Raw genomic sequence first — 25,024 nt, 5'->3', positions numbered from 1 at the left:
TTGCACCTTGGATGGAAAGTTGCTGGCTATCACAGACCCGGTGCCCGGGGCCAGGCATGATGCTTACGCCTTCAAACATCATGGCTTGGAAAGATATCTTGATGAGAGCACTGTGGCTGATAAGGGCTATATCGGGTTGGGGTTGGCTACCCCGGCCAGGCGCAAGCCGGGTCAGCGGCTGAGTCGGGAGCAGAGGCGGAATAATCGGGTGCTGAATCGGCTGCGGTCGGTGGTGGAGCGGGTTATCGCTCACATCAAGACTTGGCGGATTCTTCATACGGGGTTTAGGCGGCCGTTGGGGTTGTATGGGCGGGTGTTTGCGGTGGTGCGGGGGTTGGTGTTTTTGGCTGCGGGTGGGACTTTTGAATAAGCCTCATAGCTTCACGTGTGGTTGCACATTTTTCAGCGAATCCGCTCGCTTCAAAATCGGCTTCCTGGCGAATCGACATAATTGAGCAAGAGCCTACACCAGCAGCGACGACTCGGTCTGTTGCCTCGCTCGCTGCAACAACTGCTGGAGTCCAGGCCATTGCGACTGAGTCGCCAATAACAAGTATTGTGCGTTGAGCAGACTCTTCGCTTGCACCCCATTCACAGAGCTTTAAGTCTGTGGCTCCAAATCCTACAGCGCAGGAAGTCGATGGGGCCATTGCTTCGCCCATCTGCTCCTGGGTGAGTTGGTTGGGTGAAGGGATAAGCTGGTCACTCCACTCTGATTGAGTTGAGTTTGCAATAGCGTTCTCGACTTCTTCCAGTGTGTTGTAAGTAGTTGTTGCTGACGCTCGTTCTACGTTCATGGTCTGAGGCGCAAGCACAGCGTATTTTGAGGGCATAAACTGCCATACGGTCATAGCTGCAATGGCAACCAGGATAGTGGCAGATACCAGGTTTCCAGCCTTAATCCAGGTTGAGGGCAGTTGGTTTCGCTCTTGCTTTTCCCAGCTACGAAGTAGGTTCGAATGGCGGAGGGGGTTCTCTACAAGGTAGTAAGAGAGCGCTGAGAGTCCGAATGTCAACACCAGGCACCCCAGCAGAACCAGGTTGGAGTTACTGAACCAGGTTGTCATGAAAATAAGGACGGGAAAATGCCATAAATAGAGCGAATATGAGATATCACCGATCCATCGCATGACAGGATTTTCAAGTCCAATCACCACGGGAACTGTCTGCTGTTGAGGCAATAGCACTAAGGCTGTTGCAATCGCAGGGACAAGGGCGAAGGGTCCGGGGAAAGGAGTTGCAGCAGTAATAGTAAATGCAGAGACGAGGAGCAGAGCAAGCCCCACTAGGCCAAGGTATTGGCTGTATTTCCTTCTAGCGCCTAGTCGTGCGGCCAAGGCACCAATCGCGAATTCACAGGCTCGTGAAATGGTATCGAAGTAGGCCCACTGTGCTCGGTAGTCTGTGAAGAGAACTGCCCATAGCGCAGAAAGAATAATAGTCGCGATAATTGCAATATCAACCGCGCGTTCTGGTTTTTTGAACCTGCTACCTATAGCCCAGGCCAAAGTCAGCACCAGAGGCCAAGCTACGTAGAACTGCTCTTCAACAGACAGAGACCAATAATGCTGAAAGGGAGAGGGGTTAGCGGAATGAGCCAGGTAATCTGTTCCAGCTCCTGCGAAATGCCAGTTAGCTACCCAGAGATTCGACCAGATGGCATCAAGGGTGTATTGCAAGGCCTGAGGGGTGAACCAGGTGAACCAGGCAAGAACAACGGTAATGGCCGAGACGAATAGAGCTACAGGCATAATACGACGCAGACGGCGAGCGTAGAAACGAGGCAATCGCACCCGTCCATGCTGCTGGATATCTCGTAGGATAATTCCTGAGATGAGGAAGCCAGATAGCACGAAGAATATGTCAACACCGATGAAACCGCCCTGGGGTACATTCCAGAAGTGCTGGGCGATGACGAGTAGGACGGCTACGGCCCGCAGGCCCTGGATATCGGCTCGCTGTGTGCCGGTGGCTCTATGCCGGTAGCCATGTGATGTGGTAGCTGTGTTCATGGTTCCCTTGCCATGTAAAAACCTTGGGAGAGGTGCTACCCCTCCCCAGGAAAAAATTATTATTTACATCGATAAAGAAGTTTTATGCAATGCTAAAGATGGTTTACCAGCCGCGCTTCTTTATTTCTTGGTAAACGGCATGTGCCCAGGCCCGAGCGCCTGCTTCATTAAAATGCCCCATATCGTCAATCCTAAATGACTCCGGAATTACTCCATTATCAATATCAGTCTGATCTCTTTCAGTCATACCAACCTTAGCTGCGCTAAACGCTTCACCCGGGTTTTCAAGAATCCACCTCACAGGCGTAATAAAAATTTCACCAAAAGATTCTTCAAGCAGAGAATTAATCTCGTCCACTGGTTGCCGGGCCTCTGAGCCTAAAGGCTCTGAAACCCACGGTGGAACATCCCATACCAGGTGTCGTGCACCGGTATCTGTATTTGTCTCTAGAATATCGCGAATATACTGGATAGTTTGCTCACTAGTAACTCTTGTATCAATATCGTTACGACCGAAACCTACAATAAGTGAATATTTCCCGCGGGTTCCCTCGGTCAAAGTATTAGTAGGTGTAGCCGGGTCTAGGTATACAGCGTTCATAGGCTCTGCTTGAATTTCATTGCCGGGAGAATCACGGTAGAAATACGTTTCTAATACACCATACTCACGCATAAGGTACCCATTGATTCCCAGCACCTCACAAGGGTAATGCCAGTAATTTGCTGCAACTGGGTTAGGCTCTATGCTCATAGCAGTAACTAAGGCAGGTCCCTCTGCAGGAATCAGATTATTCTCAAATCCTACTTCTAGTTCTAAAGCGCCTGCTCTAAATGCACCAGCCATAGAGGTATCGCCAGCTACTCCAGCAGATATATGAGTGTATCCCGTAAGTGCTTCAAGCTCCTGTGCGAGTAGGCCAGAAGCAGTAAATGAATCGCCATAATGTGACCATTTCCGCGGGTCCGAGCCTGATGCAGTTGCACTTGAAGTAGCCGCTGTAGCGGTTTCAGTAGGCACAATTCGTTCGATTTTCTCCTGGCCACAGGCAGAGAAGCCAGCGACAGTACCGGCAGAAAGACCCGATAGGAAAAGACGACGTGAAAATTTTGTAGTCATGCTGAGGTCCCCCTTCTAGTTTTCTGAGACGCGAGGTGCGTCCTGGGCAATCAGATCAATTTCATGCTGAGTGATGCTTGCAGCCAGCTGCTTATCATTCAGGTTTTCAGCAACGTTCTGGTGGTGCAGAGCGTTCTTCTGGGTACGAGGAATAGAAATAAAGGTCATTCCCCTGTGGTCAATCTTGCGTGCCTTCAAGCCATTCCGCAGGGCAATAACGTTGACCCAGATATCGTCTGCTTTCGGACTCTTTTCAAGGAAGTCTTCGCCAGCCTCTTTAAGAGCTTTCTGCAGGGCTGCAGGGAAGATAGTGCCTGCACCTGTTGTGATGAAGTTTGAGTACAGTGCATCGTTCACCGAACCGTATACCCATTGTTTGTAGGGCGCGACCTTACCCTGAGCATCCAAAGTGAAACGGTGCGTACGGTAGCCCAGAAATTCACCCGGGTACTGGGCAGCAGCTTCATTCAGGTAGCGTAGCCAGTTCTTGGGGTAAAGAATATCGTCGTCTGCGGTGACCAGAAGGTTTTCTTCTCCCCCGGTCTCAAGGCAGTAGGGGTAGGCTTTCTTGTGCGGGCCGTAGTTCTTCGTAAACCGAATCTCAAGACCGCGGTTCTGCAGTCGTTTTAGCTCGGGGTAGTTGTCGACAGAAAAGTCTTCTTCATCAACCCAAAGAATAAACCGCGCGGGCAAGACCGACCCCTGAGCCAATGATTCGATGGTGTACCACACTGTTTTCAGGCGGTCTGCGTACGAAGTGAGCGACAGAGTAATCGGGGCTTTGCCCACAATACTCTTCTTGCTCACAGCGTTGAGAGCGCGAAGCCGCCCCATCGCTGCTGATTTAAGAATAATTTTTACCGGTCGGCTGTAGGTTAGATCCATCGAAACCATGTGTATTTCTTTCTACTTCATAATCTTTGCTTTGCGCAGCACTGCTCGAGCTGCTCGTCCAAGAAGCGCAAAATCTGCTCCTCGGGCGACATAAAATTCATGAATCTTGAACCCAAACTTGAGTTTCAAGAAAACAATGTTGCTGAAACCAGCTAGACCGCTACCTACCAAGGTCGATAGCGCTGCACCCATACCTCCAATATGCGGGGTGAGGGTTATAAGCACAAGCAGGTTAAACACTGCACCGATAGCCATAGACCAGCTACGCAGATCGGGGTGGCCGCGCCCTGAGAGACCAGCGCCCGCTACGGACCCTGCGGAACCAATAACCGCGGCTCCTAACAGAACCCAGGTCATAGGTACTGCTGCTTCAAATTCTTGGCCGAAGATAGGACCAATCCACCACTGAGCTGTCAGAGCAATCGGGAGCGAGATAAGAAGCGTGATGAGGGTGGTGACTCGGGCAGTCATTGTCAAACGTTGATCGGCTGCCGCTGCGCTATCTTCATCGCCGCTATCACGTGAGTCTAAGGCAAAAACCACGTTACGAATAGCGTTTGAGATAACCGAAGGTACTTCGCCGATAGTCACAGCTACAGCGTAGAGCCCCTGCTCTTGAAGAGTGGTCAGCTTAATCATGAGGGTCTGGTCAATACGTGAAAGCACAATCCCAGAAAGGGAGCCAAACCAGACCTTGCCGCCGTACCCCAGAGCTTCCCCTACTGGCTGTTTTTCACCCGAGTAGCGGTACTTCTGCTGGCGAATCTTCACCAGCATTGGCACATATACAAGAGCACCCAGTACCGGAGTTACGAGGGTAACGATAACGGCGCTGAGAACGTTAAGGTTCCCAGTCCAGAGAAGTACAAGAATGGCTCCGAGGCGTAGCAACGAGAAGAGGCCCTGTTCCAGCGCTTGCAGGTGCCATTGGTGGGTGGCCGCTACGAGGGCGCGCGGGATAAGAATCAGCATGTTGGGCACAACCGCTAATGCCGTCAGAACAACGAGCTGTGCGTACCAGGGCCCGTGGTCTGCTGCCAGGTAAGGTGCAAGTACATAAATCACGCCTGCACATACGGCTCCTAAAAGTACGAGCACACCTACAACAAGCTTGAGAACCGAGCCGGTACGCCTCACGAATCGTGCAGCGTGAAAGGTCAGTGCTTCTGGCATACCAAATGCACCAACCGCAGTTGCTACGAGCACTAAAGATGTGATGCCGCCAAGGGCACCGCGCCCGGCATCGCCCAAAGAGTTAGAAAGAATAGGTGCAATGGCAAGACCCGCGATAGGCGCAATAAGGTTCCCCAGCAACGAGTAGAACATGCTCTTTCGCACGCTCGGTTGTGGGGTCTCTTGTATCGGCTCTTCAACGGTGTGGCTCTCATACTTTTCCGTGAAGTCGGTTGCCAAATGCCTCGGTTGGTATTTTTTAGCCATAAATCTTTCTTCGTGCCCGGTCGGTATAGCACAGGGGTGGGAGGTTGTTCCTCCCACCCTCATTACTCAATGAACGATTACGTGCTACTACTTCTCTTTGCGCTTAGCTTTCTTGGCCTTGCGTGATTTTTTCTCACTTTTCTGGCCAGTACGCTTGCCTTCATTGTCGTAGTAGTATTCACGGCCGTAGTACTGGTAGTAGCCTGCTTCAGAGCCAGTTGCAGGAACCTTGTTGAGCACAGTACCGAGAATATCGGCGTTGACTCGGTTCAGGTTGCTGATGGACTTCGCAAGCTCCTCACGCTTAGTACCATTTGCTTCTACAACGACAAGGGCGCCGTCAAACTTGGTAGCCAAGATAGCCGAGTCAGTAACGGGCAGAAGCGGGGGCGCATCCAGAATAACCATGCCTTCTTCTGCGAGACGGTCAATCATCTGGGTAAAGGCATCTGAGCTGAGGATTTCAGAGGGGTTCGGAGGAATACGACCAGCAGCCAGAATGTAGAGGTTGGGGTAACCTTCTACGGTCTGAAGTACATCTTCTACGTCAGCTCGGCCGATGACGACGTCGGTGACACCGACTTCTTCGATGAGGCCGAAGCTCTTAGCAACAGTAGGACGGCGGAGGTCGGCATCGACGAGGAATACGGGCTTGCCTGACTGCCCCAGAATAATCGCCAGGTTATCTGCAACGGTTGACTTACCATCTGAAGGAAGTGAGGAGGTAACGACGATACGGCGAGGGGGGTTGTCGGGGTTCTTGAACTGCAGGTTGGTGCGGAGTTCTTTGAGGGACTCGACGAGTCGGAAATCAGCACGTCGGGTATTCTCTGCTGCGTCGTTCGGAGTGATTAGACGTGAATCGGCAAATGATGAGGAGAAAGGAACGGTGCCCAGAACGGGAATTTCTGAGCCGGTTACTTCAACCAGGGCGTCCATTGAGCGGATTGATCGGTCGCGAACTGAACGGATGAAGAGGTAAACAACGCCAACAATCAGAGCTAGAGCAATGCCTAGCAGAGTGTTGAGCTTAACGTTGGGTGAAACCGGTGACTGAGGAAGATTAGCCGGCACGTAAGCAGAGAACTGCATGACAGACTGGACTGCAAAGTTACCTTCACCGGTAGTTGCGTTGTTGCCGGAGTTTTCGACGGTCTGGACGTTCTCGCCCAGGGCCTGAATCCAAGCGTCAGCAAGGTTCTTAGCTAGCTCGGGATCCTGTGAACGAACAGTTACCTTAATCTGTGCAGTATCAAGGGGAACAGAAGCAGACACCATGCTGATAGCGCGTTCCGGGGTCATCTGGTAGCCAGAGATTTCCAGAGCACGTTCTGCAACAGTGCGAGATGATGCTAGGGCCTGGTACTGGGTAGCCTTCGACTTGGTGAGGGTATCGGCGGCCGATGCCAGGGCCACGCTCCCGGTATCACCGGTGGTGACGACGCCGGTTGCGTCAGATGCGTAGACCTTAGGCTGCATCATAGAGAAGCCGAAGCCTAGCAGGCCGCCAATAACGGCGGCGATGATAAGGATGTACCACTGGCGGCGGAGAGTACGAAGGAAACCTTCGATGGCGCCTTTCGATTTTTCAGAAGCCGAGTCGGCTACTGCTTGCGATTCGTTCATTGAGATTGTTCCGTTCAGTTGTGCTGTGTGATTAGGCCCGTGAGGCTCTCATATGTTCGACGTTTGCGATAACATCGAGCGCATCCATAATTTCCTGGGTGCTTGCGATGTAGACGTCCATATCTTTTTTGAAGGGGTCAACGATATCTAGATCATTGCCGGGAGCGTTGACCCGTGATCTGAGCTGGGAGGCCTTACGGGCTGCAGCTCTCCACCATTTGCTGGGGTCTGCCTGCTGAATTTCTTCTACGTCGATGTGGGGTAGAAGCTGGGCAAACTCTTTGATGGTAAAAACCCTATTGAGCAGGGTCGGTGCCTCTGCTAGTACTTGAGCCCGGTGGGCTACCGTCGCGGTCAGCACGATGTCGTGAGCTTTGAGCTCCTCTCCCTCGATAAACCGGGGGGTGTGTTCATCGAGGGAGAGTCCCTGGCGGGCTGCAAGTGTTTTGATTTCTTCAGTAGGAGCCAGGGCCTGGTTGACCCCGGTTCCCCCGCTGTGTACAGCTGCTACTCCGTTGAAGAGACGTTGAAGATAGGCCTCTGCGAATGCTGACCGGCAGATATTGCCGGTGCATACGAAATACCAGGAATGTTGTGCTTGCTGTACCATGGGGGATCCTTCCGAAGGAGTAGCAGGTTTAGAGACGAACTGCCTTGTCTGAGGTGGTAACGCCGCGGGTGTCGAAGAAGACCTTGGACTTACCTGCGAGAGCGTCTACATCGTAATCACGGTGCTTCTGGAGCAGGATAACGATGTCGGCTTCTGCAAGGCCCTTGTCGAGGTCGGTAACCTTCTCGATGCCGTCGATGCCCGGGGTCCAGTTCTCTACGTAAGGGTCGTTGTAGGAGAGCACTGCACCGCGCTTAGCGAGTTCAGCTGCTACAGGTACTGCAGGTGATTCACGCTGGTCAGAGATGTTGGCTTTGTAGGTTACGCCGAGCAGGAGTACCTTTGCCCCGTTGAGGGATTTCTTCTCTTCGTTGAGCATTTCCATGACGCGTTCCGAAATGTACTTGGGCATGGACAGGTTGATTTCCTGTGCAAGTTCGACGAAGCGGAAGGGGTAACCCAGTGAGCGCTTAACTTCGTAGGAGAGGTAGTTAGGGTCGATCGGGATGCAGTGACCGCCTACGCCGGGGCCGGGGTAGAAGGCCTGGAAGCCGAAGGGCTTGGTAGCTGCTGCATCGATAACATCCCAGAGGTCGATATCGAGGTCATGGCAGAACTTAGCCATTTCGTTGACCAGTGCAATGTTGATGTGGCGGTAGGTGTTTTCAAGCAGCTTTGCGGTTTCTGCTTCGCGTGCGCCGCGTACGGGTACCACAGTGTCAATGAACTGTGAGTAGAGCGCTACGGCCTTTTCAGTTGATTCAGGGGTTACGCCGCCAACAACCTTGGGAGTGTTCTTGAGGCCGTAGACGGGGTTACCGGGGTCGATACGTTCAGGGGAGAAGGCAAGGTAGTAATCTTCGCCCAGGGTGTGGCCAGCTTCGTTGATAATGCCAGCGACGAGGGTATCGGTGGTTCCGGGGTAAGTGGTTGATTCGAGAATTACAGTGGTACCGGCAGTGAGATGCTGGGCGATTGAGGCGCTAGCTTTCTCTACAGGGGTGAGGTCGGGGTTGCCGTCCTGGCCCAGCGGGGTGGGCACGCAGATAACAACGTAGTCTGCGTCTGCGATGGTGGTTGCGTCGCTGGTGGCGGTGTAACCGTTCTTCAGCATTTCTGCGATGTCATCGTTTGAGAGGTCATCGATGTGCGAGATGCCTGAATTGAGGCCGTCAACGATGCGGGGTGATAGGTCGAGGCCGACGACGGTGAGGCCTGCGCGTGAGGCTTCCTGTGCGAGGGGCAGGCCTACGTAGCCCTGACCGATAACAACAACTTTGGTCATGATGTGTTTTCCTTCTAGGAGGTGGTTGAGTGACTATAGAAATAAGCTAGGTAAGGTTTGCTGTATTCCCTACAGCAAACCTAGAGGGGTTACGGGGCAAGAATTTTCTGGACCCGGGGTGGCACCATATTCTTCGCGACCAGAGCAAGCACCACTGAAAAAATCAAACAGATAATGAACAGAGGAACCTTATCTGCCATTTCTTTCCCGGTCCATCCAACGTTATACCAAAACCAGATGGGGACAGGATGAAGCAAAATAATGGGCGTAGCCAGGCCAACAAACCATGCGACAGGTTTCTCCAACAAAGCATCTAGAGGCTGGTACAAAACTTCCATGCTTGAAATCCAGGCAAGCGCCAGCAAAGAATAGACCAACGTAGACAAAACAGGGGTTCCAAAATCACCAGATTTGAGAACCATTGGAGCTACAGCCGCTGTAGCTATCATGTAAACACTAGCGCCAAGAAGCAGTAGAGAGATATACCAAGGTACTGTGATTTTAGTCTGTAGCACTTGTAGCGCATGCCCTGCTGCATAGAAAACTAGAGAACAAAAAGCTACTCCTATGCCCAGAGGCAGATTGGCTAGAACCTCTCCGAGGAAGCTTCCGGCAAGAAGAGATAGAGTAATGAATACCCCGTATACGAATGCAGAACGTTGCGTAATGTATCGATAGAAAATTCCAGAAAACCAGATTGCAGTAAAGTACCAGAAAGCGGTGAAAGGAGCTTTAGCTTTCTCGCCGCCCCACAGCACTGTTGCGACAGTCTTCAATACATCTGAGGTTCCAATTTGTGCAAAAAACACCAATTGAATTACCAGAATAATGAGAAGTGGGATGCCCCACCCTAGATAAGGGTAAACCAGGGTCTTAAATTTGTTTCGCGCCTCAGGTATAAGTTCCCTACCCGACTTCCAAAGATAGCCAGATAAAATCATGAAGACATAAACAAATACTGTAAGAGGTATTTCAGTCCACACATGCCCAATGACGATGAAAAAAATACAGACTAATCGGATGAAGTCAATATAGCCATACCTTTTATTAACGGAGAGGCGCTCCGTAGAATGTCTAGGCTGATACACGGCTCACCGCCCTCTCCTTCTGAAAATACCCCTTCTCAGATACCCATGAGCCAACAGTACAAAGGCCCAACGCAATCCAAATCAGATAAGCACTGTTGGAGTTCGTAGTGAAGCCACTATTCGTCATGTTAACGAAGATAACGCCAAGTGCTGCCAGCCCCATTACGGCCCCAGATAGCGACCGGGCATTACGGAGAATAATATAAAGTTGAAGCACAATCAGGATTGCTGAGAAAATAAGGCCATAGCCCATTGCCGCGATAAGGTAGGCATTTTCCAACGAAGAAGAAAGCTGCCCCGAAGCACGCAGGTCACGGTCACCGGGGTACCCCGTCATAATAAAGTGCTGGAAATTATTACCCACCCAGGTCAGCGCATCGAAACGCTTCTGATTAGAGCCACCGTCATTATTCATTTTCTCAATAATTGACTGGCCAGCTTCAGAAGAGTACAAGAAAAGGAAGCCAAAGACTCCAGCGACTATACTAAAGATTTTTGCCGCAGCTGACGAACGGGCACAAACGATAACAGCTATAGCAACAACAATGCCGATAGCCACTGCGGCTCGACCATTGCCCAGCAGATTCGTGTAGGTATAGGCCATGATGAGCGCAATTCGAAGCACACTATTTCGAACCCAGTAGGTCATGGCAATAGCAAAAATACAGAGAGTTGAAAGTTCTAGGCCGCCTTCCAAGGTACCGTAACTACGGCCGAGATCATCACTCGTCTGAAACCACAAAGCGTTCTGGGTAATTTGGGAGTAAACCAGAATTTCCCCGGTTTCTTCCTGACGCATAGCTAGCCAAAATTCATAGAGCATCGTCAGGTGGAAAGGCACAGAAATAACCTGAATAGCGCGCAACCCCAAACGATGAATCTCCATCTTCAAAAGAAGATAAAGAGTAAAGGGAGTCAGATAAATAATCGCCAGGTTCATCAGGGTATCTACGATGCTTGAATATGCAGATACCGAGTTTACAAGCATCAAGACAACCAGAACTGAGAACAAGGCCAGCTCTGTCTTCGAATTCAACAGAACGCGAATCACGCGCGGGCGGTACAAAACGAGCTGCATAATTGCAGTCGCAGCAACAAGATAGCCCGCCATATGCAAGCCGACCATCCATGCGTTTGACGCATAGAAGGGAACCAAAATACGGATAACAATTGCAGCGGAAAGCAACCAGACAGGGCGAGACGCAAAAGCAGAAGCCAGCACAAAACAAAGTACCAGCCAACCAGCCAACAGAGCCATTAAAGAGCTACCTTCCGGTAAATACCATCAAGCTGCTCAGCAATCTTCTGCATAGAGCAATACTCAGCCACAAAATCCTTGCCGTTAGCACCCATACGGGCGCGGGCGTCCGCGTCCTGAACCAAAGAACGCACAGCCGCAGCCAAGCTATCTACATCATCGCTATGAGCTACCAGCCCAGCATCAAACTGCTCAACCTCAGGGGCTAGACCACAATCGTCCATCACGACAACAGGCAAGCCAACCGTCATAGCCTCAACCACCGTCATACCATACGGCTCCTCAACAGCAGGAAGCACATAAACCTGTGCCTGTGCCATACGGGCCACCGTCTGATCAGCAGGCAAAGAACCCTGCCAACGAATACGGCCATCAGCATTATCATGAGCCAGCAACTCAAGAACAGCCTTCCCCTGGCCCTCGTCAGGGCCAACCAGACTAAACCGAGCCTGCGGAAACTCACGCGCTAGCTGCTGGGCTACACGAACAAAAACAGTAGGGCGCTTACGCTCCTGCAAACGAGCTAAAAAGAGCACCTCAGGAGATTCCTGCCCGTGGTCAGCCTGCAAATCAGACAAAGGAACGCCATTACGCAAAATCTCAATATCAGAAGCTCGCAAAGAAGGATCAACAACCTGAAGATCCCGCTTCTCCTGCTCCGTCAAAGCAATAACTCGAGCAGCTCCCCGCAAAGCACGGCGGGTCATCAAAGCATCCAGGGGCTTCGCTAAAAGACGGTCAGAAGCATCAATCATGCCATGCGTATGAACAACCGTGGGCACGCCCGTGGCCTGAGCAACCAAGGCAGCAGGAAGAGTCACCAAATCACGTGCCATATGCACGTGCACAACGTCGGCTGTCTGAGCTACCTTACGTAACCACGACAGCAGACCGGTAGAGGTTAAACCAGCGAAACCGGTACCAGGAACGACCGAGCGGGCAGGGAAAAGCTGAACAGGTACACCATCATATTCAGAGGGTAGTTCACTCCCCCAGTTCTGTGCACCAGCAGCAAGAAGCACCTCGTGCCCCTGCTTCTGCGAAGCCTTCATCAGGTTCACAGCTACACGCAACGGCCCACCCAACGAGCCATCAGGAGTCACCAAAGTGACAACGTGCAGAATCCTCATAAACGGTTCCCTACCCTAATCTATCTATCAGCGCTCACGAACGCCCCATCCACCGGGGCAACGCCGAATCATCTAGACCATACTATTTTGTAGCCAGCCTATTTCCTATACCTTGCCACTGAGCTTTTGCTCTCACCGGCTAGACAAGTGTGGCTACCCCTTTCGGAGCAGCCACACAGACGTTTCTACACAGCCTACTTCTTAGGCTGGTAAGGGCTTACATCACCCAAAGGCGCAAGTACCTTAGACCCTGCGGGCACGTCCTTAGTCACCAGTGCCATAGCACCGACCACGCTATCGTCCCCCACGGTTACCCCACGCAAAATTGATGCGCGTGAAGCAACCCATACCCGGTCACCAATCACGATAGGAGCATTATCAAACTCAAAATTATCGTGATTGAACAGGTGTGAGCCAGTGCAAATATAGGTGTCCTGGCTCAGGCAGCTATTCTCACCGATAGTGACCTGCTCAAGGTTCAGAATCCAGGTGCCTACGCCAACCCAAGAGTTCTTCTTGATCTCCAGCTTCCAGGGCCAGTGAATAGTCACACCGTGACGGATTAACACGCCTTCTTCAATCTTCGCACCAAAAGCACGCAAAATCTTTACACGCAGCTTGGGCGGAAACCACCAGTGCTGCAGAAGGGTGCTCTGAGTCAGAAGCCACAGCGCCTGAATAGCCTTCGGGCGGCCTTTATCGTAGCCATAGCCCTGGAAGCCAGAAAGATCTTTCATTCTTCTCCTTAGAGACCAAGTTTCGCCGCTAAGTGATCAGCCAAGCGAATTGAAATAGCAATAACAGTCAGAGTCGGGCCGGCCATACCACCTGTGGTAAATGCACCGGTAGTTGAGAGGTACAGGTTAGGCGAAGACCAAACCTTCAGGTTCTCATCAACCACTGACTCTTCAGGGGCACTACCCATACGCACCAGACCCATCTGGTGAGTCGCATCAACCATGGGGCGGGTCAGCATCTCTTCCAGAGTCGGCGGCTCGTAGGTTGCAAAACCAGTCGCATTGATACCTTCAGCAAGCAGCTCCAAGGAACGGTGGTAATTGCGGCGATCCTCTTCAGGAATAAAATGCTGCACGTCCAGACGCGGCACCCCGTAGGCGTCCTTCTCTACATCAGACAGAACGACACGCTGCTCAGCGCGCGGAGCCTGCTCCGCATCAAAACGAATTCGGTACACGCCCTTCTTAGAATAACGGGTGAAAGAAGGAAGAGTACGAGGATCAAGAATACGGTCGCGCAACCAATGCACACCAAAAGCGCCTACACTCGGGAGCCCCTTAACCACGTTCAGCACATGTGCCTTAGGGTTCTCCAGCTCCGCATAACGACGGTGCATACCTGTGCCTTTGAAGCCACCGGTCATCGTAAGCATTTTACGAACCAGAGCAAAAGAACTCAGTAGCGGATCGCCATGATCGGGGTTGCGGGGCTCGTCGTACCAAATTGCAAACCCCATGTTGAGCAGGCCTTCACGGCGGCGGACGTCCTCATGCAGCTGCAGATTTCGTCGCACCCAAACCCCGTCGTGGCTCTTTGTATAGGTAACAGCGTTACCTTCAGCCTTCGGGTCTGCCATAGTAAGCTTGCCGACCTCGCCAATCGGGTGAATGGTGTAGTAACGACCTACCTGGTCATTCTCATTACCCACATTTGAGTTCAGCAGAAGACGAGCAGTCTCAAGACCACCCATAGCCAGCACAACTTCATCACCGCTCACGGTGAGGAACTTACCGGGCTTCGACTGAATCTTTAGCTCAGTAATACGACCAGTTTCGGGGTCTTGAACCACATGAGTTACGTTCGCATTATGCAGAACACGCACATTCCCGCGGTCAGCTAACTCATCGGTAACAACATCACCAAAGTTAACCGGAGGCCCCCAGCGCCAGATACCCTGAGTGTTAACGAGATCAGACTCCCCCATCAGGTGCTGGGGAGCACCCTCAATAGCCTGAGCTGCGGTGTACTGCATGTTTTTCACACCTGCAGCCACGGTCGCGCGCTGGTAGAAAGGGTTGAGGTCTTCCCGGCTGATAGGCCAGCCCTTAAAATTCAAGCCACCTTCGGTTCGGTCTTCAAAATCCAAGGCGTCAAAGGGGTAGGTTCGCCCGCCCCATTGGGTTGAGGCACCGCCCAAACGCTTGGTGCGTGCCTTTTCCATGGGTTCAACGCTCTGGGATCGCTGATCCGCCTTCAGGGTGTCATCGTGCTCAGGCGAACGCCCTAAAGAGCCGCCCTCGACCATGAGTATATCGACGCCCGTAGGCGCCAGTTCACGCGCTACAGTAGTTCCAGCCGGACCAGTACCAACAATAACCACCGTACCGGTCAGGTGGGCGTTTTCAGGCAATTCACGGGCGTCGATGAAACTCATAATAGTCTCTTAACTCTCTAGTATTTTTCGTGCAGATTCGATATCTGCTTCTGATGCGCCGCGTTCTAAAGCGGCAAGATTTTCGGTGACGTGGGACGGACGGCTCATACCCAGCAAAACGGCGTCAATAGCGGGGTGCTGGTAAGCACCCTCAACCATGGCAGCCACGGCCTTCGGACGGTTCAGGCCACCTGCGGTTACCTGCGGCAGCAAAGAGCCGTCACCCAGTACAGCAATACCTACGACCTGAATGCCTTCGGTTAAAGGCTGCACCGCATCTGCAATAGCAGTATTGCCCAGGTTGATAGGCACCTGCAGCCAACTTAAGCCCTCAGCGCCAGCTGCAGCCACAGCGTCCGCCTCATGGCGCACAGAGGCTCCCCAGGCGCGGATTAAGCCGCGGTCCTTCATGGAGTTCAGCTGCTCAATCAGGCCGGAGCGCTCAAAATCTGCGGCGGTAGGCTCATGCAGAAGCAAAATATCGAGCTCATCTTTACCCTGACGGCGCATACACGCTACCGCGGCTTCTTCAACGTACCCCGGTTCGAAACAGGTAGCAGCCGCAGTAGCCGCCTTGAGACCCTGGAGCCCTGCCCCACCAGAATGCTTCCGTGCGTTCAAGATGCCCCGAGGGGTCTTGAGCAAACCTACCTTGGTCATCACGGCTACGTCATCGCGGTGCCTAACAGCCCTGCCGACGATTCGCTCGCTAATACCGCGGGCGTACACGTCAGCGGTATCAACCAGACCAACGCCCAGGTCTAAGGCACGGTTAAGAGCCTCTTCACCTTCCTTGATGGAGCGCTTCTGCCAGAAGGCTCCCAGGCGGGAAGTACCGATACCGAGAGGGCTTACTTGAAACTCTCCAAGTTCTGTAGGAGTTAAAAGATGGCTACGCATAGACGACCTGCCCCTCGGTTGCGCGGATAACTGCGGATTCCCAATCATCATATACTTTCTGGGGGTTCATAGAACGACCCAAAAGCTCGTAACCGGCAGAACCAATTGCGTCTGCGCGGTCGGGGTTATCCATGAGGTATTCGATATGGTGGGCAAACTCTATTGCATCATGCCCTACAAGGTACTCATCACCGTGTGAAGAAGGAATACCTGCTACGCCTAGCGGAGTGGCCACTACAGGAATACCTACGCTCAGAGCATCCAACACCTTGGTCTTTACACCGGTACCGCTCTGAATAGGCGAGACAAAGACGCGGTGGCTGCTTAGCTCAGCATGCAAATCTTCTACGTAGCCCTTGAAGGTAATAGGAGTTCCTGCGAACTCTGCCATCTGCTCAGCGTCTGCCTTACCGACTACTGTCACCTCGACCTTACGACCGTGGTCTTCCAGAATGGGGAGCACCTCGTCACGCAGGTAGCGCAAGGCCCCCATATTGGGCCCGTAGTGCATAACACCCAGGAAGACTAGTTTTTCAGCAGCGTTATTGCTAGGAGTGCATTTAACGTTCTGGGGTACGGCCATCGGCAGGCCTACAACCGGAGCGTGTGCACGAAGTGCAAGGACGTCGGCTTCAGCTTCACTGGTCAGGGCAGTCACAGCGGCCTCACGGGCAATCTGAATTTCGCGACGGTAAGCCAGTTTTGCCTCCACTCCCAGCAGGTGCTTGACAGCACCTTCAAGAAGCGGACGAATGAAGCTGGGAATCTGCTCACCGAAGTAGCCAAAGACAGAATCATTGCTCTCTTTGAATTCGGTAGAAGCATAGCGGGTAGACAGCAGATCATCTAGGTGCATAACGACCGGCAGACCGGTGGCCTGTGCGGCATCCCAGGTACGGATATTATCGCCGATAACCACCGTCGCACCGATCTGATCGCAGATGGCCTTAACAGAGTTTCTTACCTGCTGTGAATCGAAGAGAGCTTCGTTCAGAGTCTTACGCGATGCAAGCGAACGTACAGCGCTAAAAGGCATCGAAACGATAGAGGGAGTACGTACGCGGTGGACGGGGCAACCCAGCCAGGTTGCTGCGCCCTCAGAGTTAGTAATCGCGATGACCTCTACAGGGTAGCCAGCATCTTGAAGAGCCTTTACCGCTGTCTCAAGCACCGCGATACGTCCGGTACGAGCAGCAGTGACGTCGCGTGCTGCAAGTAGCACTACCTTTTGGTTTTTTTCCAACACAGCTTTACCCGTTTACCTTCTGATAAGCACGAACCATTGCGGCGTAGAACTTATCGATAAAAACATGTTCTTTATAGTTCTCTACGTGGCTAGGAATCTTCTCTTGGAAAGACTCGTAGTAGTCACAATCAGTGATGAGTTTCTCGAGCTGATCTGCCAAAGAATCTGCATTATTAGGAGTGAATTTGGGGCCGGCATCGCCGATGGCTTCAGGCAGACCGCCGTGATTAGCCACGAGAACCACACAACCTGATGCTGCTTCCTCCAGCGTGACGGTACCAAAAGGCTCAGGAATTCGAGAAGGAACTACTGAAATAGCGTTCTGGTTCAGAATATCTGCGATATCAGTACCGGTCTTCGGCCCGTGAAGCACCACGCAGTCCTGCAGATTTAGCTCACCGATAATACGCTCCACCTCAGGCTGGTAGTCTCCACCACCAATAATGGAAAGCTTGGGAGATAGCCCGCGATCGACCAACTTTGAGACAGCCTCAAGCAGCAGGTCAATTCCCTTATCATCGCTCAAACGACCCAGGTAAACGATTGATTCGGGGTCTCGTTCCTCGGTGTTCGTTACCTTGAAGATATCGTCACGGTAGCTGTTATAAATAACCTCAGCTTCAGCGTTAACATGGCCGGCAAGCACCTTAGAGTTACCCACAAGCAGATCAGCTCGCTCAACCATCTTGTACTTGAGCCAGTACTTGATTTTTTCGATTCGGCTCAGTTCCTGGCCGGGCAAGGTAATCCAGGTACGCAGTGCTACAACCCAGGGCTTCTTCATAAAGAGCTGGGGCCAGTAGAACTGCATACAGGGGTTGTTGTGGAAAACAACGTCTGCCCCCGCGATAGCCTTCCACAACTGAATAGGGCTAGGCTCACGCAGGACCTTGAAGGGGAAGGTCTTATCGGTCGCTTCTTCTTTGGTATGAGTAACCACAATGACTTCAGCGTTATGACGCTCAACGAAACCGCGCGCGATAAGTTCGGCAGTAACTTCTACACCGCCAAAATCGGGGTAAAAGCGGTGAACCATGATGACAATACGCATTAGTTCTTGTTCTCTCGTTCCAAAGTAGTCAGCGCAGCTTCCTGAACCTTGCTGCGGAAGTTCTTCCAGCTCAGTCTTTCGGCTTCTTCAAAAGCCAGTTCCATGTAAGGGCGAGCGGGGTTATATGTGTGCTCAGCTTCCTGGAGGGCCTCCACAAGAGAGTCAACCGATCCAGCTGTCACCACGGTTCCGATAGTCTCAGGTAGCTGCATATCGACCAGACCGGTGTTTGAGCTTGCAATGAGGCGGCACCCTTGGGCTAGCGCTTCACTGAGTACGAGCCCAAAGCCCTCTACAAGTGAGGGCAGTACGAATGTATCGGCCTGTTGCATCAGCTGTTTGAGTTCTTCGTCATCCACACGGCCCTTAAGCTCAAAGTTATCGAGCCCCTCAGCGAAAGCTTCGATTTCAGGGTCTAGACGTGACGCTACAACAGTCAGCGTAGAGTTGTGCAGGTTGGCTCGGCGCCAGGCCTCAATCAGGTGATGAAGCCCCTTACGGGCAATACCCTGACCTACAAAGAGGAAGTTACAGCGAGCGTCCTGCTGGCTGAGCGCAAAGCGGGTTACCTCAGGCCCACCATAGGGGGCGATAGCAATTTTCTCCGCCGGCATACCTTGAGCGATAAGGCCCTGCTTAGTAAAGGTCGAAGCACACAGAGCAGAATCGGCAAGAGCAACTTCCTCGGCGTGCAGGGCCTGCATAGCGGGGTTAAGAGCCTCTGCTTCTTCCTGCCAGGGGCGAACCCCTGCTAGCTCATCAATATTGTGCAGGGTTTTAACGATAAATTCCGGTGAGGGGTGGTACTGGAAAAGAATTTTCTTACCGGTGCTCGGCCCCTCAAATGCCCATTTAGCTGACCCCGAATATAACAGCAAATCTGCTGTAGGGTTTTTTCGTGCAGCATGTGCAATAGTCTTACCCAACTGACGCTCCACAAAAAAGGTGGGAAAATCAGTTGAGCGGTCAATACGACGCTTCACTTCATAGGGCATCTGTGCCAAGAAAGCGCGGTGCGATTGACGGACGAGCGAAGGCGCGATCCCCTCACTCTTACGGTGCCCCAACGTGGGCAAAGACAGTCCGACACCTTCATAGTAATCGGTAACAAACAACTCTAACTGACCCAGTTCCGCGAGTGCGAGTGGAACCTGGTAGGAGTCTCGGTCCCTGTTCAGACCAACAATAAATCCCATATTTCCTCTTGGCTACAAGCCATCCCTAATTTCAATTAAGACTACCGGAATAAAACGATAGGTAAAGATGCGTCAAAAATAAATATCTTGTTATGTTGAACATGTATGTTTTTACCGCATAATACTTGTCTAAAAATAAGCATCAAATATTTTTCTACCGTATAAAAATAGATAGCGCAGAAGCTTCAGTAGCTCCTGCGCTATCTAAATAGGTGTGAAGACGTCTTTCTTACTCTTCGTCGCCGCTCTCTTCGCCTTCGGCTACGACGGGTACCAGTGACAGCTTGCCGCGGTCGTCAATCTTGGAGATCTCGACCTGGACCTTCTGGCCTACGCCGACGACGTCCTCGACGTCGTCCACGCGCTTGCCGTCGTTGAGCTTGCGCAGCTCGGAGATGTGCAGCAGGCCGTCCTTACCGGGGGTCAGTGAGACGAAGGCACCGAAGGTAGTGGTCTTCACAACGGTACCCAGGTAGCGTTCGCCGACCTCGGGAACCTGCGGGTTAGCAATCGCGTTGATTGCTGCGCGGGCTGCTTCGGCTGAGGGGCCGTCGGTTGCGCCGATGTAGACGGTGCCGTCGTCCTCAATGGAGATGTCGGTGCCGGTGTCTTCCTGGATCTGGTTAATCATCTTGCCCTTGGGGCCGATGACCTCACCGATCTTGGCGACGGGAACCTGGACTGAGATCACGCGGGGTGCGTAGTCACTCATCTCGTCGGGTGCATCGATTGCTGCGTTGATGACCTCGAGGATGTGCAGGCGGGCTTCACGGGCCTGGGTCAGGGCGCCGGCCAGAACGGAGGCGGGGATGCCGTCGAGCTTGGTGTCCAGCTGGATAGCGGTCACGAACTCAGAGGTACCTGCGACCTTGAAGTCCATATCGCCCAGGGCGTCCTCGGCACCGAGAATATCGGTGAGGGCTGCGTAGCGGGTTTCGCCGTTGACCTCGTCAGAGACAAGACCCATAGCGATACCGGCGACGGGTGCGCGCAGGGGCACACCGGCGTTCAGCAGGGAGAGGGTGGAGGCACAGACGGAACCCATGGAGGTAGAACCGTTGGAGCCCAGAGCCTCAGAGACCTGGCGGATAGCGTAGGGGAATTCCTCGCGTGACGGCAGAACCGGGGTCAGGGCGCGCTCAGCAAGAGCACCGTGGCCGATTTCGCGACGCTTGGGTGAGCCCACACGGCCGGTTTCACCGGTTGAGTAGGGAGGGAAGTTGTAGTGGTGGATGTAGCGCTTGGACTTGACAGGGTAGAGGGAGTCCAGCTGCTGCTCCATCTTGAGCATGTTCAGGGTGGTGACGCCCATGATCTGGGTTTCGCCGCGCTCGAAGATGGCAGAGCCGTGGACGCGGGGCAGTACCTCGACCTCAGCGGTGAGCTGACGGATGTCGGTCAGACCGCGGCCGTCGATACGGACCTGGTCGGTGAGAATGCGCTGACGCACAACGTGCTTGGTCAGGGCGTTGAAAGCTGCGTTGACTTCGTCCTCGCGGCCTTCGAATTCCTTACCTTCACCGGCGAGGGATTCTACGATTTCCTGCTGCAGGTCAGCGGACGCGGTTTCGCGGTCCTGCTTACCGGCGATGGAGTAGACCTCAACGATCTTGGGTTCAAAAACCTTGACAGCTTCGTCGATTTCTGCGGCGCGTTCACCGAAGATGGGCAACTCCAGAGCGGGCTTGCCGGCGCGCTCAGCCAGGTCGGCCTGGGCCTTGCAGAGGGCAGCGATGAAGGGCTTAGCAGCTTCGAGGCCCTCAGCAACAACTTCTTCGGTCGGTGCGGTGGCGCCGTCTTCCTTGATGAGCTTCCAAGAGTTATCGGTAGCTTCTGCCTCAACCATCATGATGGCGACGTCCTCGGTGCCGTCAGCCTTGGTCACAACGCGACCGGCTACAGCCATATCGAAGACAGCGTTTTCAAGCTGGGAGTACTTGGGGAAGGCAACCCACTGGCCGTCAATCAGGGCAACGCGCACACCGCCAACGGGGCCCGCGAAGGGGGCGCCGGAGAGGGTGGTGGAGCAGGAGGCTGCGTTGATTGCTACGGTGTTGTAGATTTCGTCGGGCTCAATGGTGAGCACGGTGACGACAACCTGCACCTCGTTGCGGATGCCCTTCTTGAAGGCAGGACGCAGGGGGCGGTCGATCAGACGGGCAGCCAGAATCGCTTCGGTTGAGGGGCGGCCTTCACGGCGGAAGAAGGAGCCGGGGATCTTACCGGCTGCGTACATGCGCTCTTCAACGTCTACGGTCAGGGGGAAGAAGTCGAAGCCGTCACGGGGGCTCTTGCCGATAGCGGTGGCTGAGAGCAGGGTGGTGTCGTCGTCGATGGTGACCAGGGCAGAGCCTGCGGCCTGCTTGGCGAGGCGGCCGGTTTCGAAGCGTACTACGCGCTTACCGAACTTGCCGTTGTCAATGATTGCTTCTGCAAACTGAATTTCGGGACCTTCCAAGGTTCCTCCATTTCTGTTGTCTGCGCCGCGCCTTCGGTCATCGATTGAGGCTCACAGACCCCGCCAATGGGGCTTTCTGTAAACCGCTACCGAGGACCGTCAAAGCACGCGGCGACTTATTTCTATTCTGTGGGTGGTAGGTGTGGGTGAGGGCGTCACCCTCGACCAGCGGCGTCCGACTATTAAGCCGGATGCGCGGGTTGCGGTGTCGCCCTCACGCTCACAAACCTTGTGTTATCGGCGGATACCGAGACGCTCGATGAGGGCGCGGTAACGCTCGATGTCGACGCTCTTGAGGTAGCCGAGCAGGTTGCGGCGGCGACCAACGAGAATCATCAGACCACGACGTGAGTGGTGGTCGTGCTTGTGGAACTTGAGGTGTTCGGTCAGGTCGGTGATACGACGAGTCAGAACTGCAACCTGAACCTCGGGTGAACCGGTGTCACCTTCGTGGGTTGCGTATTCCTTCATGATTTCCTGCTTGATCTTGGGATCAAGAGCCATGGGTTAACTCCTAGAGTTAGTGCCGTGTGCGGCCCGGTCAACATTTTTGCTGCCGGGTGGAGAGCCAAGGACGCCGGTGGACGACTTGGCCGCTGCAGGTAACTGCCACGGACTGCAGTCACATGCATAGTCAACTCTACAGCACAAGCCAGCCACCGGGAAGAGAGGCCCCGGTGGTAGCTTGCTCACCTGCTCCGCTCTATTGGCTGTGCCCGCAACACCAGTTTGTACCGCGCGCGGCCCATTTTTAGTACCGTTTGCGAGCAGGGCGTGGTACAAACCTGGTTGAGCCAGCGGGGAGAGCTCCCCTTGCTATTTCTTTTCGCGGCCGAAGGCTAGGGATGCGAGCGCGGTAGCACCGGTAACGGCACAGACGGCGGGCCAGGGGCCAATCTTCTTGTGCAGGGCGTGGGAGTAGCCGAAGGCGCCGAGGTAGACGGCGGTAAGGGCGGCGGCGGTGCCGGTTCCGGCGTTCTTCTTCCAGCCGGCAAAGGCAGCAGCGCCGCCAGCGGCTAGGGCGACCCCGCCCAGGGCGCGGACGTTAGTAACACGGGCAACCTTGTAGCCACCCATCAGGCCGGCTGAGGCAGCAGCGGTGGGAATCAATACGTTCATTTCAACACCTTTGTTTATATTCGGACAGATAACTCTAGATTACTCCGCAGCTAGCGCTTGTGCCCTGAGCCTGGGAGAATAGTAAGCATGCAAATCACTGAGAATTTTGAGAAGCAGAAGACTAATGTTGAGTCTTTCGACCTGGATCATACCGCTGTGGCAGCGCCCTACGTGCGTGTAGCTGACCGTAAGACCCTGCCGGGTGGGGACGTCCTGATTAAGTACGATGTGCGTTTCACCCAGCCCAACAAGGGGCACCTGGGTATGAAGGCGGTTCACTCGATTGAGCACATGACCGCCCACCACATGCGCAATCACACCGACGCTCTGATTGACTTCTCCCCTATGGGCTGCCAGACCGGTTTCTACGCTCTGACCCTGGGTGTTGAGCCTGCCGATTTTATGCAGATTCTTGAGGCTACGATGAATGACCTGCTAGAAGCCGATGAAGTTCCGGCCGCTAACGAGGTTCAGTGCGGTTGGGGTGCTAACCATTCCCTCGACGAGGCCCAGGCTGCGGTTCGTGCTTTCCTCGAGAAGAAGGACGAGTGGGAGCAGGTGATGGCCTAGTGTCGGCTTTTGCTCTTCCCGGCGGCTTCGAGAATGCCGCTATCGTGCAGGTAGCCATGGACGAAGAGGCTGTCCCCTTCCTCGCCAAGACCGAGCCGGTCGGTGAGGCTTATGCCCTGGGTGAGGCCCTCTTCTACCCCCGGGTGCTTGCTACCGGCACTGACGAGCTGAAGATTCTGCTGGTGCGCTCAAAGATTGGCCTGGTCAATGCTGCCACGGCCCTGTCTGTTGCCCTGGCGCTGGTGCCCACCCCGCGCGTCATTGTGTCTGCCGGTACCGCAGGCGGTCTGCGCGCCGACGTGAATGTGGGCGACCTGGCTATCGGCACCGACTACACCTACACGGACGCGGACGCCACTGCCTTCGGTTACGAGTTCGGGCAGGTTCCCGGCATGCCCGCCACCTACGCCACCGATTCGGTGTTACTTGAGAAGGCCCGCGCTGCCGCAGCGGCCTACACCGGTGAAGGTAGCCCCCTCTTTGGGCAGATGCTGGCTGGTGGATCTTTTGTGACCGCCCACAACGTCAAAGACACCCGCCAGCTCTTCCCCCAGGCGCTTTCCACCGACATGGAAACCACCGCCCTGGCCCAGATTAGCTCCAGCCGTTCCCTACCCTTTATTGCGGTACGCGGTATCTCAGATCTCTGCGGCCCGGCTGCCGACCAGGACTTCCACATGGACGCCCCCATCGTGGCAGAACGAAGTGCCACCCTGGTGCTCGACCTGCTCAGCCGCTAACCCGCGTCCGCCCCGCTCCACCCGAGAGGAAAACCAATGCAAAACCATACCCTGCGCGACGGCACCTCAATCCCTCCCCTGGGCTTGGGAACCTACCCGCTTAACAACGTCGACGCCGAAGTCGCCGTCTCTGAGGCCATCACCCGCGGCTACCGCCTGATCGACACCGCGGTGAACTACGAGAACGAAGTGGGCGTTGCCCGCGGCGTCCTGCGCTCAGGCACCCCGCGCGATGAAATCTTCGTACAGTCCAAGCTGCCCGGCCGCGACCACGGCTACGACGCTGCCCTGCGCTCCCTCGAAGGAAGCCTGAGCCGCATGGGCTTTGACTACCTCGACGCCTACCTAATCCACTGGCCTAACCCCTCCCAGGGGCTCTACATCGACACCTGGCGGGCTTTGATTAAGGCTCAGGAAGAAGGGCTCGTCAAGACCATCGGCGTCTCTAACTTCCTGCCCGAGCACATCGACCGCCTGATCGAAGAAACCGGCGTCACCCCCGCCATCAACCAGATTGAGCTGCACCCCTACTCCCAGAAGCAGGACTGGGCGGCCTACAACCTCGACCACGCCATCCTCACCCAGTGCTGGTCGCCCCTGGGCCGCAAAACCGACCTGCTCAAGGACGCCGCCCTCGAGACCATTGCCGCTGAGACCGATAAAACCGTAGCCCAGGTGATTCTGCGCTGGGAGGTCCAGAAGAACCTGGTACCCCTGCCCAAGACTTCCAATGCCCTGCGTATGGAAGAAAACCTGGCAGTCTTCGACTGGGAACTCACCGACGACCAGGTCGCCCGCATCGATGCCCTCGAAGCAGGTGTAGGCCGCGGGTTTGACCCGAATACTCACGAAGAGATGTAGGAGAAGGCGGAGGAGGGGGCACGTGCTCCCC

At 54.1% G+C, this 25,024-nt stretch carries 23 protein-coding genes; 4 read left to right on the top strand and 19 right to left on the bottom strand.

Annotated elements, in window-relative coordinates; genetic code table 11:
- Nucleotides 1-40 precede the first annotated feature (40 nt).
- A complete protein-coding gene (locus VSX42_RS11010; RefSeq protein ID WP_418950801.1) occupies nt 41-370 on the top strand; it encodes a transposase family protein in 330 nt (109 codons plus the stop codon).
- Here the strand turns inward: VSX42_RS11010 and VSX42_RS10895 are convergent.
- The 19 genes from VSX42_RS10895 to VSX42_RS10805 form a co-directional block, all read right to left on the bottom strand.
- Complete coding sequence (locus tag VSX42_RS10895) at nt 285-2,012, bottom strand: acyltransferase (protein WP_326504281.1); 1,728 nt, start codon at nt 2,010-2,012, stop codon at nt 285-287. The two genes, VSX42_RS11010 and VSX42_RS10895, sit on opposite strands and share 86 nt — an antisense overlap.
- 103 nt (nt 2,013-2,115) lie before the next feature.
- The gene (locus VSX42_RS10890) at nt 2,116-3,129 is read right to left on the bottom strand and encodes a hypothetical protein (protein ID WP_237222243.1); all 1,014 of its coding nucleotides are present in this window, start codon (nt 3,127-3,129) and stop codon (nt 2,116-2,118) included.
- A gap of 15 nt (nt 3,130-3,144) precedes the next feature.
- Nucleotides 3,145-4,023: a glycosyltransferase family A protein gene (locus VSX42_RS10885; RefSeq protein ID WP_237222244.1), complete on the bottom strand. Its 879-nt coding sequence runs from the start codon at nt 4,021-4,023 to the stop codon at nt 3,145-3,147.
- A gap of 12 nt (nt 4,024-4,035) precedes the next feature.
- Entirely contained in the window at nt 4,036-5,463 is a 1,428-nt protein-coding gene (locus VSX42_RS10880) for a flippase (RefSeq protein ID WP_237222245.1), read from the bottom strand.
- Nucleotides 5,464-5,550: 87 nt separating this feature from the next.
- Nucleotides 5,551-7,089 carry a polysaccharide biosynthesis tyrosine autokinase gene (locus tag VSX42_RS10875; protein ID WP_326504280.1) on the bottom strand — a complete coding sequence of 513 codons (1,539 nt, stop codon included), beginning with the start codon at nt 7,087-7,089 and terminating at the stop codon, nt 5,551-5,553.
- Nucleotides 7,090-7,120: 31 nt separating this feature from the next.
- On the bottom strand, nt 7,121-7,699 hold the full coding sequence (locus VSX42_RS10870) for a hypothetical protein (RefSeq protein WP_326504279.1): 579 nt from the start codon (nt 7,697-7,699) through the stop codon (nt 7,121-7,123).
- A gap of 28 nt (nt 7,700-7,727) precedes the next feature.
- Entirely contained in the window at nt 7,728-8,984 is a 1,257-nt protein-coding gene (locus tag VSX42_RS10865; protein ID WP_237222248.1) for a nucleotide sugar dehydrogenase, read from the bottom strand.
- Between the two features lie 89 nt (nt 8,985-9,073).
- The gene (locus tag VSX42_RS10860) at nt 9,074-10,072 is read right to left on the bottom strand and encodes an acyltransferase family protein (RefSeq protein WP_326504278.1); all 999 of its coding nucleotides are present in this window, start codon (nt 10,070-10,072) and stop codon (nt 9,074-9,076) included.
- On the bottom strand, nt 10,059-11,330 hold the full coding sequence (locus VSX42_RS10855) for a hypothetical protein (protein ID WP_326504277.1): 1,272 nt from the start codon (nt 11,328-11,330) through the stop codon (nt 10,059-10,061). Before VSX42_RS10855 ends, VSX42_RS10860 begins: the two co-directional genes overlap by 14 nt.
- A complete protein-coding gene (locus VSX42_RS10850) occupies nt 11,330-12,460 on the bottom strand; it encodes a glycosyltransferase (protein WP_326504276.1) in 1,131 nt (376 codons plus the stop codon). Before VSX42_RS10850 ends, VSX42_RS10855 begins: the two co-directional genes overlap by 1 nt.
- Before the next feature lie 194 nt (nt 12,461-12,654).
- A complete protein-coding gene (locus VSX42_RS10845) occupies nt 12,655-13,197 on the bottom strand; it encodes a DapH/DapD/GlmU-related protein (RefSeq protein WP_135011464.1) in 543 nt (180 codons plus the stop codon).
- A gap of 8 nt (nt 13,198-13,205) precedes the next feature.
- Entirely contained in the window at nt 13,206-14,852 is a 1,647-nt protein-coding gene (locus tag VSX42_RS10840; protein ID WP_326504275.1) for a GMC family oxidoreductase, read from the bottom strand.
- 9 nt (nt 14,853-14,861) lie between these two features.
- Nucleotides 14,862-15,752 carry an aldo/keto reductase gene (locus VSX42_RS10835; protein ID WP_237222253.1) on the bottom strand — a complete coding sequence of 297 codons (891 nt, stop codon included), beginning with the start codon at nt 15,750-15,752 and terminating at the stop codon, nt 14,862-14,864.
- Nucleotides 15,745-16,974: a glycosyltransferase gene (locus tag VSX42_RS10830; protein WP_237222254.1), complete on the bottom strand. Its 1,230-nt coding sequence runs from the start codon at nt 16,972-16,974 to the stop codon at nt 15,745-15,747. Before VSX42_RS10830 ends, VSX42_RS10835 begins: the two co-directional genes overlap by 8 nt.
- A gap of 28 nt (nt 16,975-17,002) precedes the next feature.
- On the bottom strand, nt 17,003-18,049 hold the full coding sequence (locus VSX42_RS10825; protein WP_326504274.1) for a glycosyltransferase family 4 protein: 1,047 nt from the start codon (nt 18,047-18,049) through the stop codon (nt 17,003-17,005).
- Nucleotides 18,049-19,032 (bottom strand): glycosyltransferase family 4 protein, encoded by a 984-nt coding sequence (locus tag VSX42_RS10820; protein ID WP_326504273.1) that lies wholly within the window; start codon nt 19,030-19,032, stop codon nt 18,049-18,051. The genes VSX42_RS10825 and VSX42_RS10820 overlap by 1 nt, the downstream gene beginning before the upstream one ends.
- 442 nt (nt 19,033-19,474) lie before the next feature.
- Nucleotides 19,475-21,703, bottom strand: a complete 2,229-nt coding sequence (locus VSX42_RS10815) for a polyribonucleotide nucleotidyltransferase (RefSeq protein ID WP_326504272.1) — start codon at nt 21,701-21,703, stop codon at nt 19,475-19,477.
- A gap of 234 nt (nt 21,704-21,937) precedes the next feature.
- Nucleotides 21,938-22,207 (bottom strand): 30S ribosomal protein S15, encoded by a 270-nt coding sequence (rpsO, locus tag VSX42_RS10810; protein ID WP_135012745.1) that lies wholly within the window; start codon nt 22,205-22,207, stop codon nt 21,938-21,940.
- 312 nt (nt 22,208-22,519) lie between these two features.
- A complete protein-coding gene (locus tag VSX42_RS10805) occupies nt 22,520-22,822 on the bottom strand; it encodes a hypothetical protein (protein WP_237186860.1) in 303 nt (100 codons plus the stop codon).
- A gap of 87 nt (nt 22,823-22,909) precedes the next feature.
- On the opposite strand from VSX42_RS10805, the gene VSX42_RS10800 reads away from it, so the two are divergent.
- From VSX42_RS10800 to VSX42_RS10790, 3 genes are read left to right on the top strand one after another with little or no spacing between them, the layout of a single operon-like run.
- Entirely contained in the window at nt 22,910-23,392 is a 483-nt protein-coding gene (locus VSX42_RS10800) for an S-ribosylhomocysteine lyase (protein WP_185173281.1), read from the top strand.
- Nucleotides 23,371-24,132, top strand: coding sequence for a 5'-methylthioadenosine/S-adenosylhomocysteine nucleosidase (gene mtnN / locus VSX42_RS10795; protein WP_326504271.1), 762 nt, complete (start codon nt 23,371-23,373; stop codon nt 24,130-24,132). Before VSX42_RS10800 ends, mtnN begins: the two co-directional genes overlap by 22 nt.
- 36 nt (nt 24,133-24,168) lie before the next feature.
- A complete protein-coding gene (locus tag VSX42_RS10790) occupies nt 24,169-24,993 on the top strand; it encodes an aldo/keto reductase (protein WP_326504270.1) in 825 nt (274 codons plus the stop codon).
- Nucleotides 24,994-25,024 lie beyond the last annotated feature (31 nt).

The sequence above is a fragment of the Rothia nasimurium genome (genome assembly GCF_035916755.1).
GTDB lineage: Bacteria > Actinomycetota > Actinomycetes > Actinomycetales > Micrococcaceae > Rothia.
The sequence above is the reverse complement of the archived record's forward strand: the minus strand, read 5'-3'. Positions and strand labels throughout refer to the sequence as shown.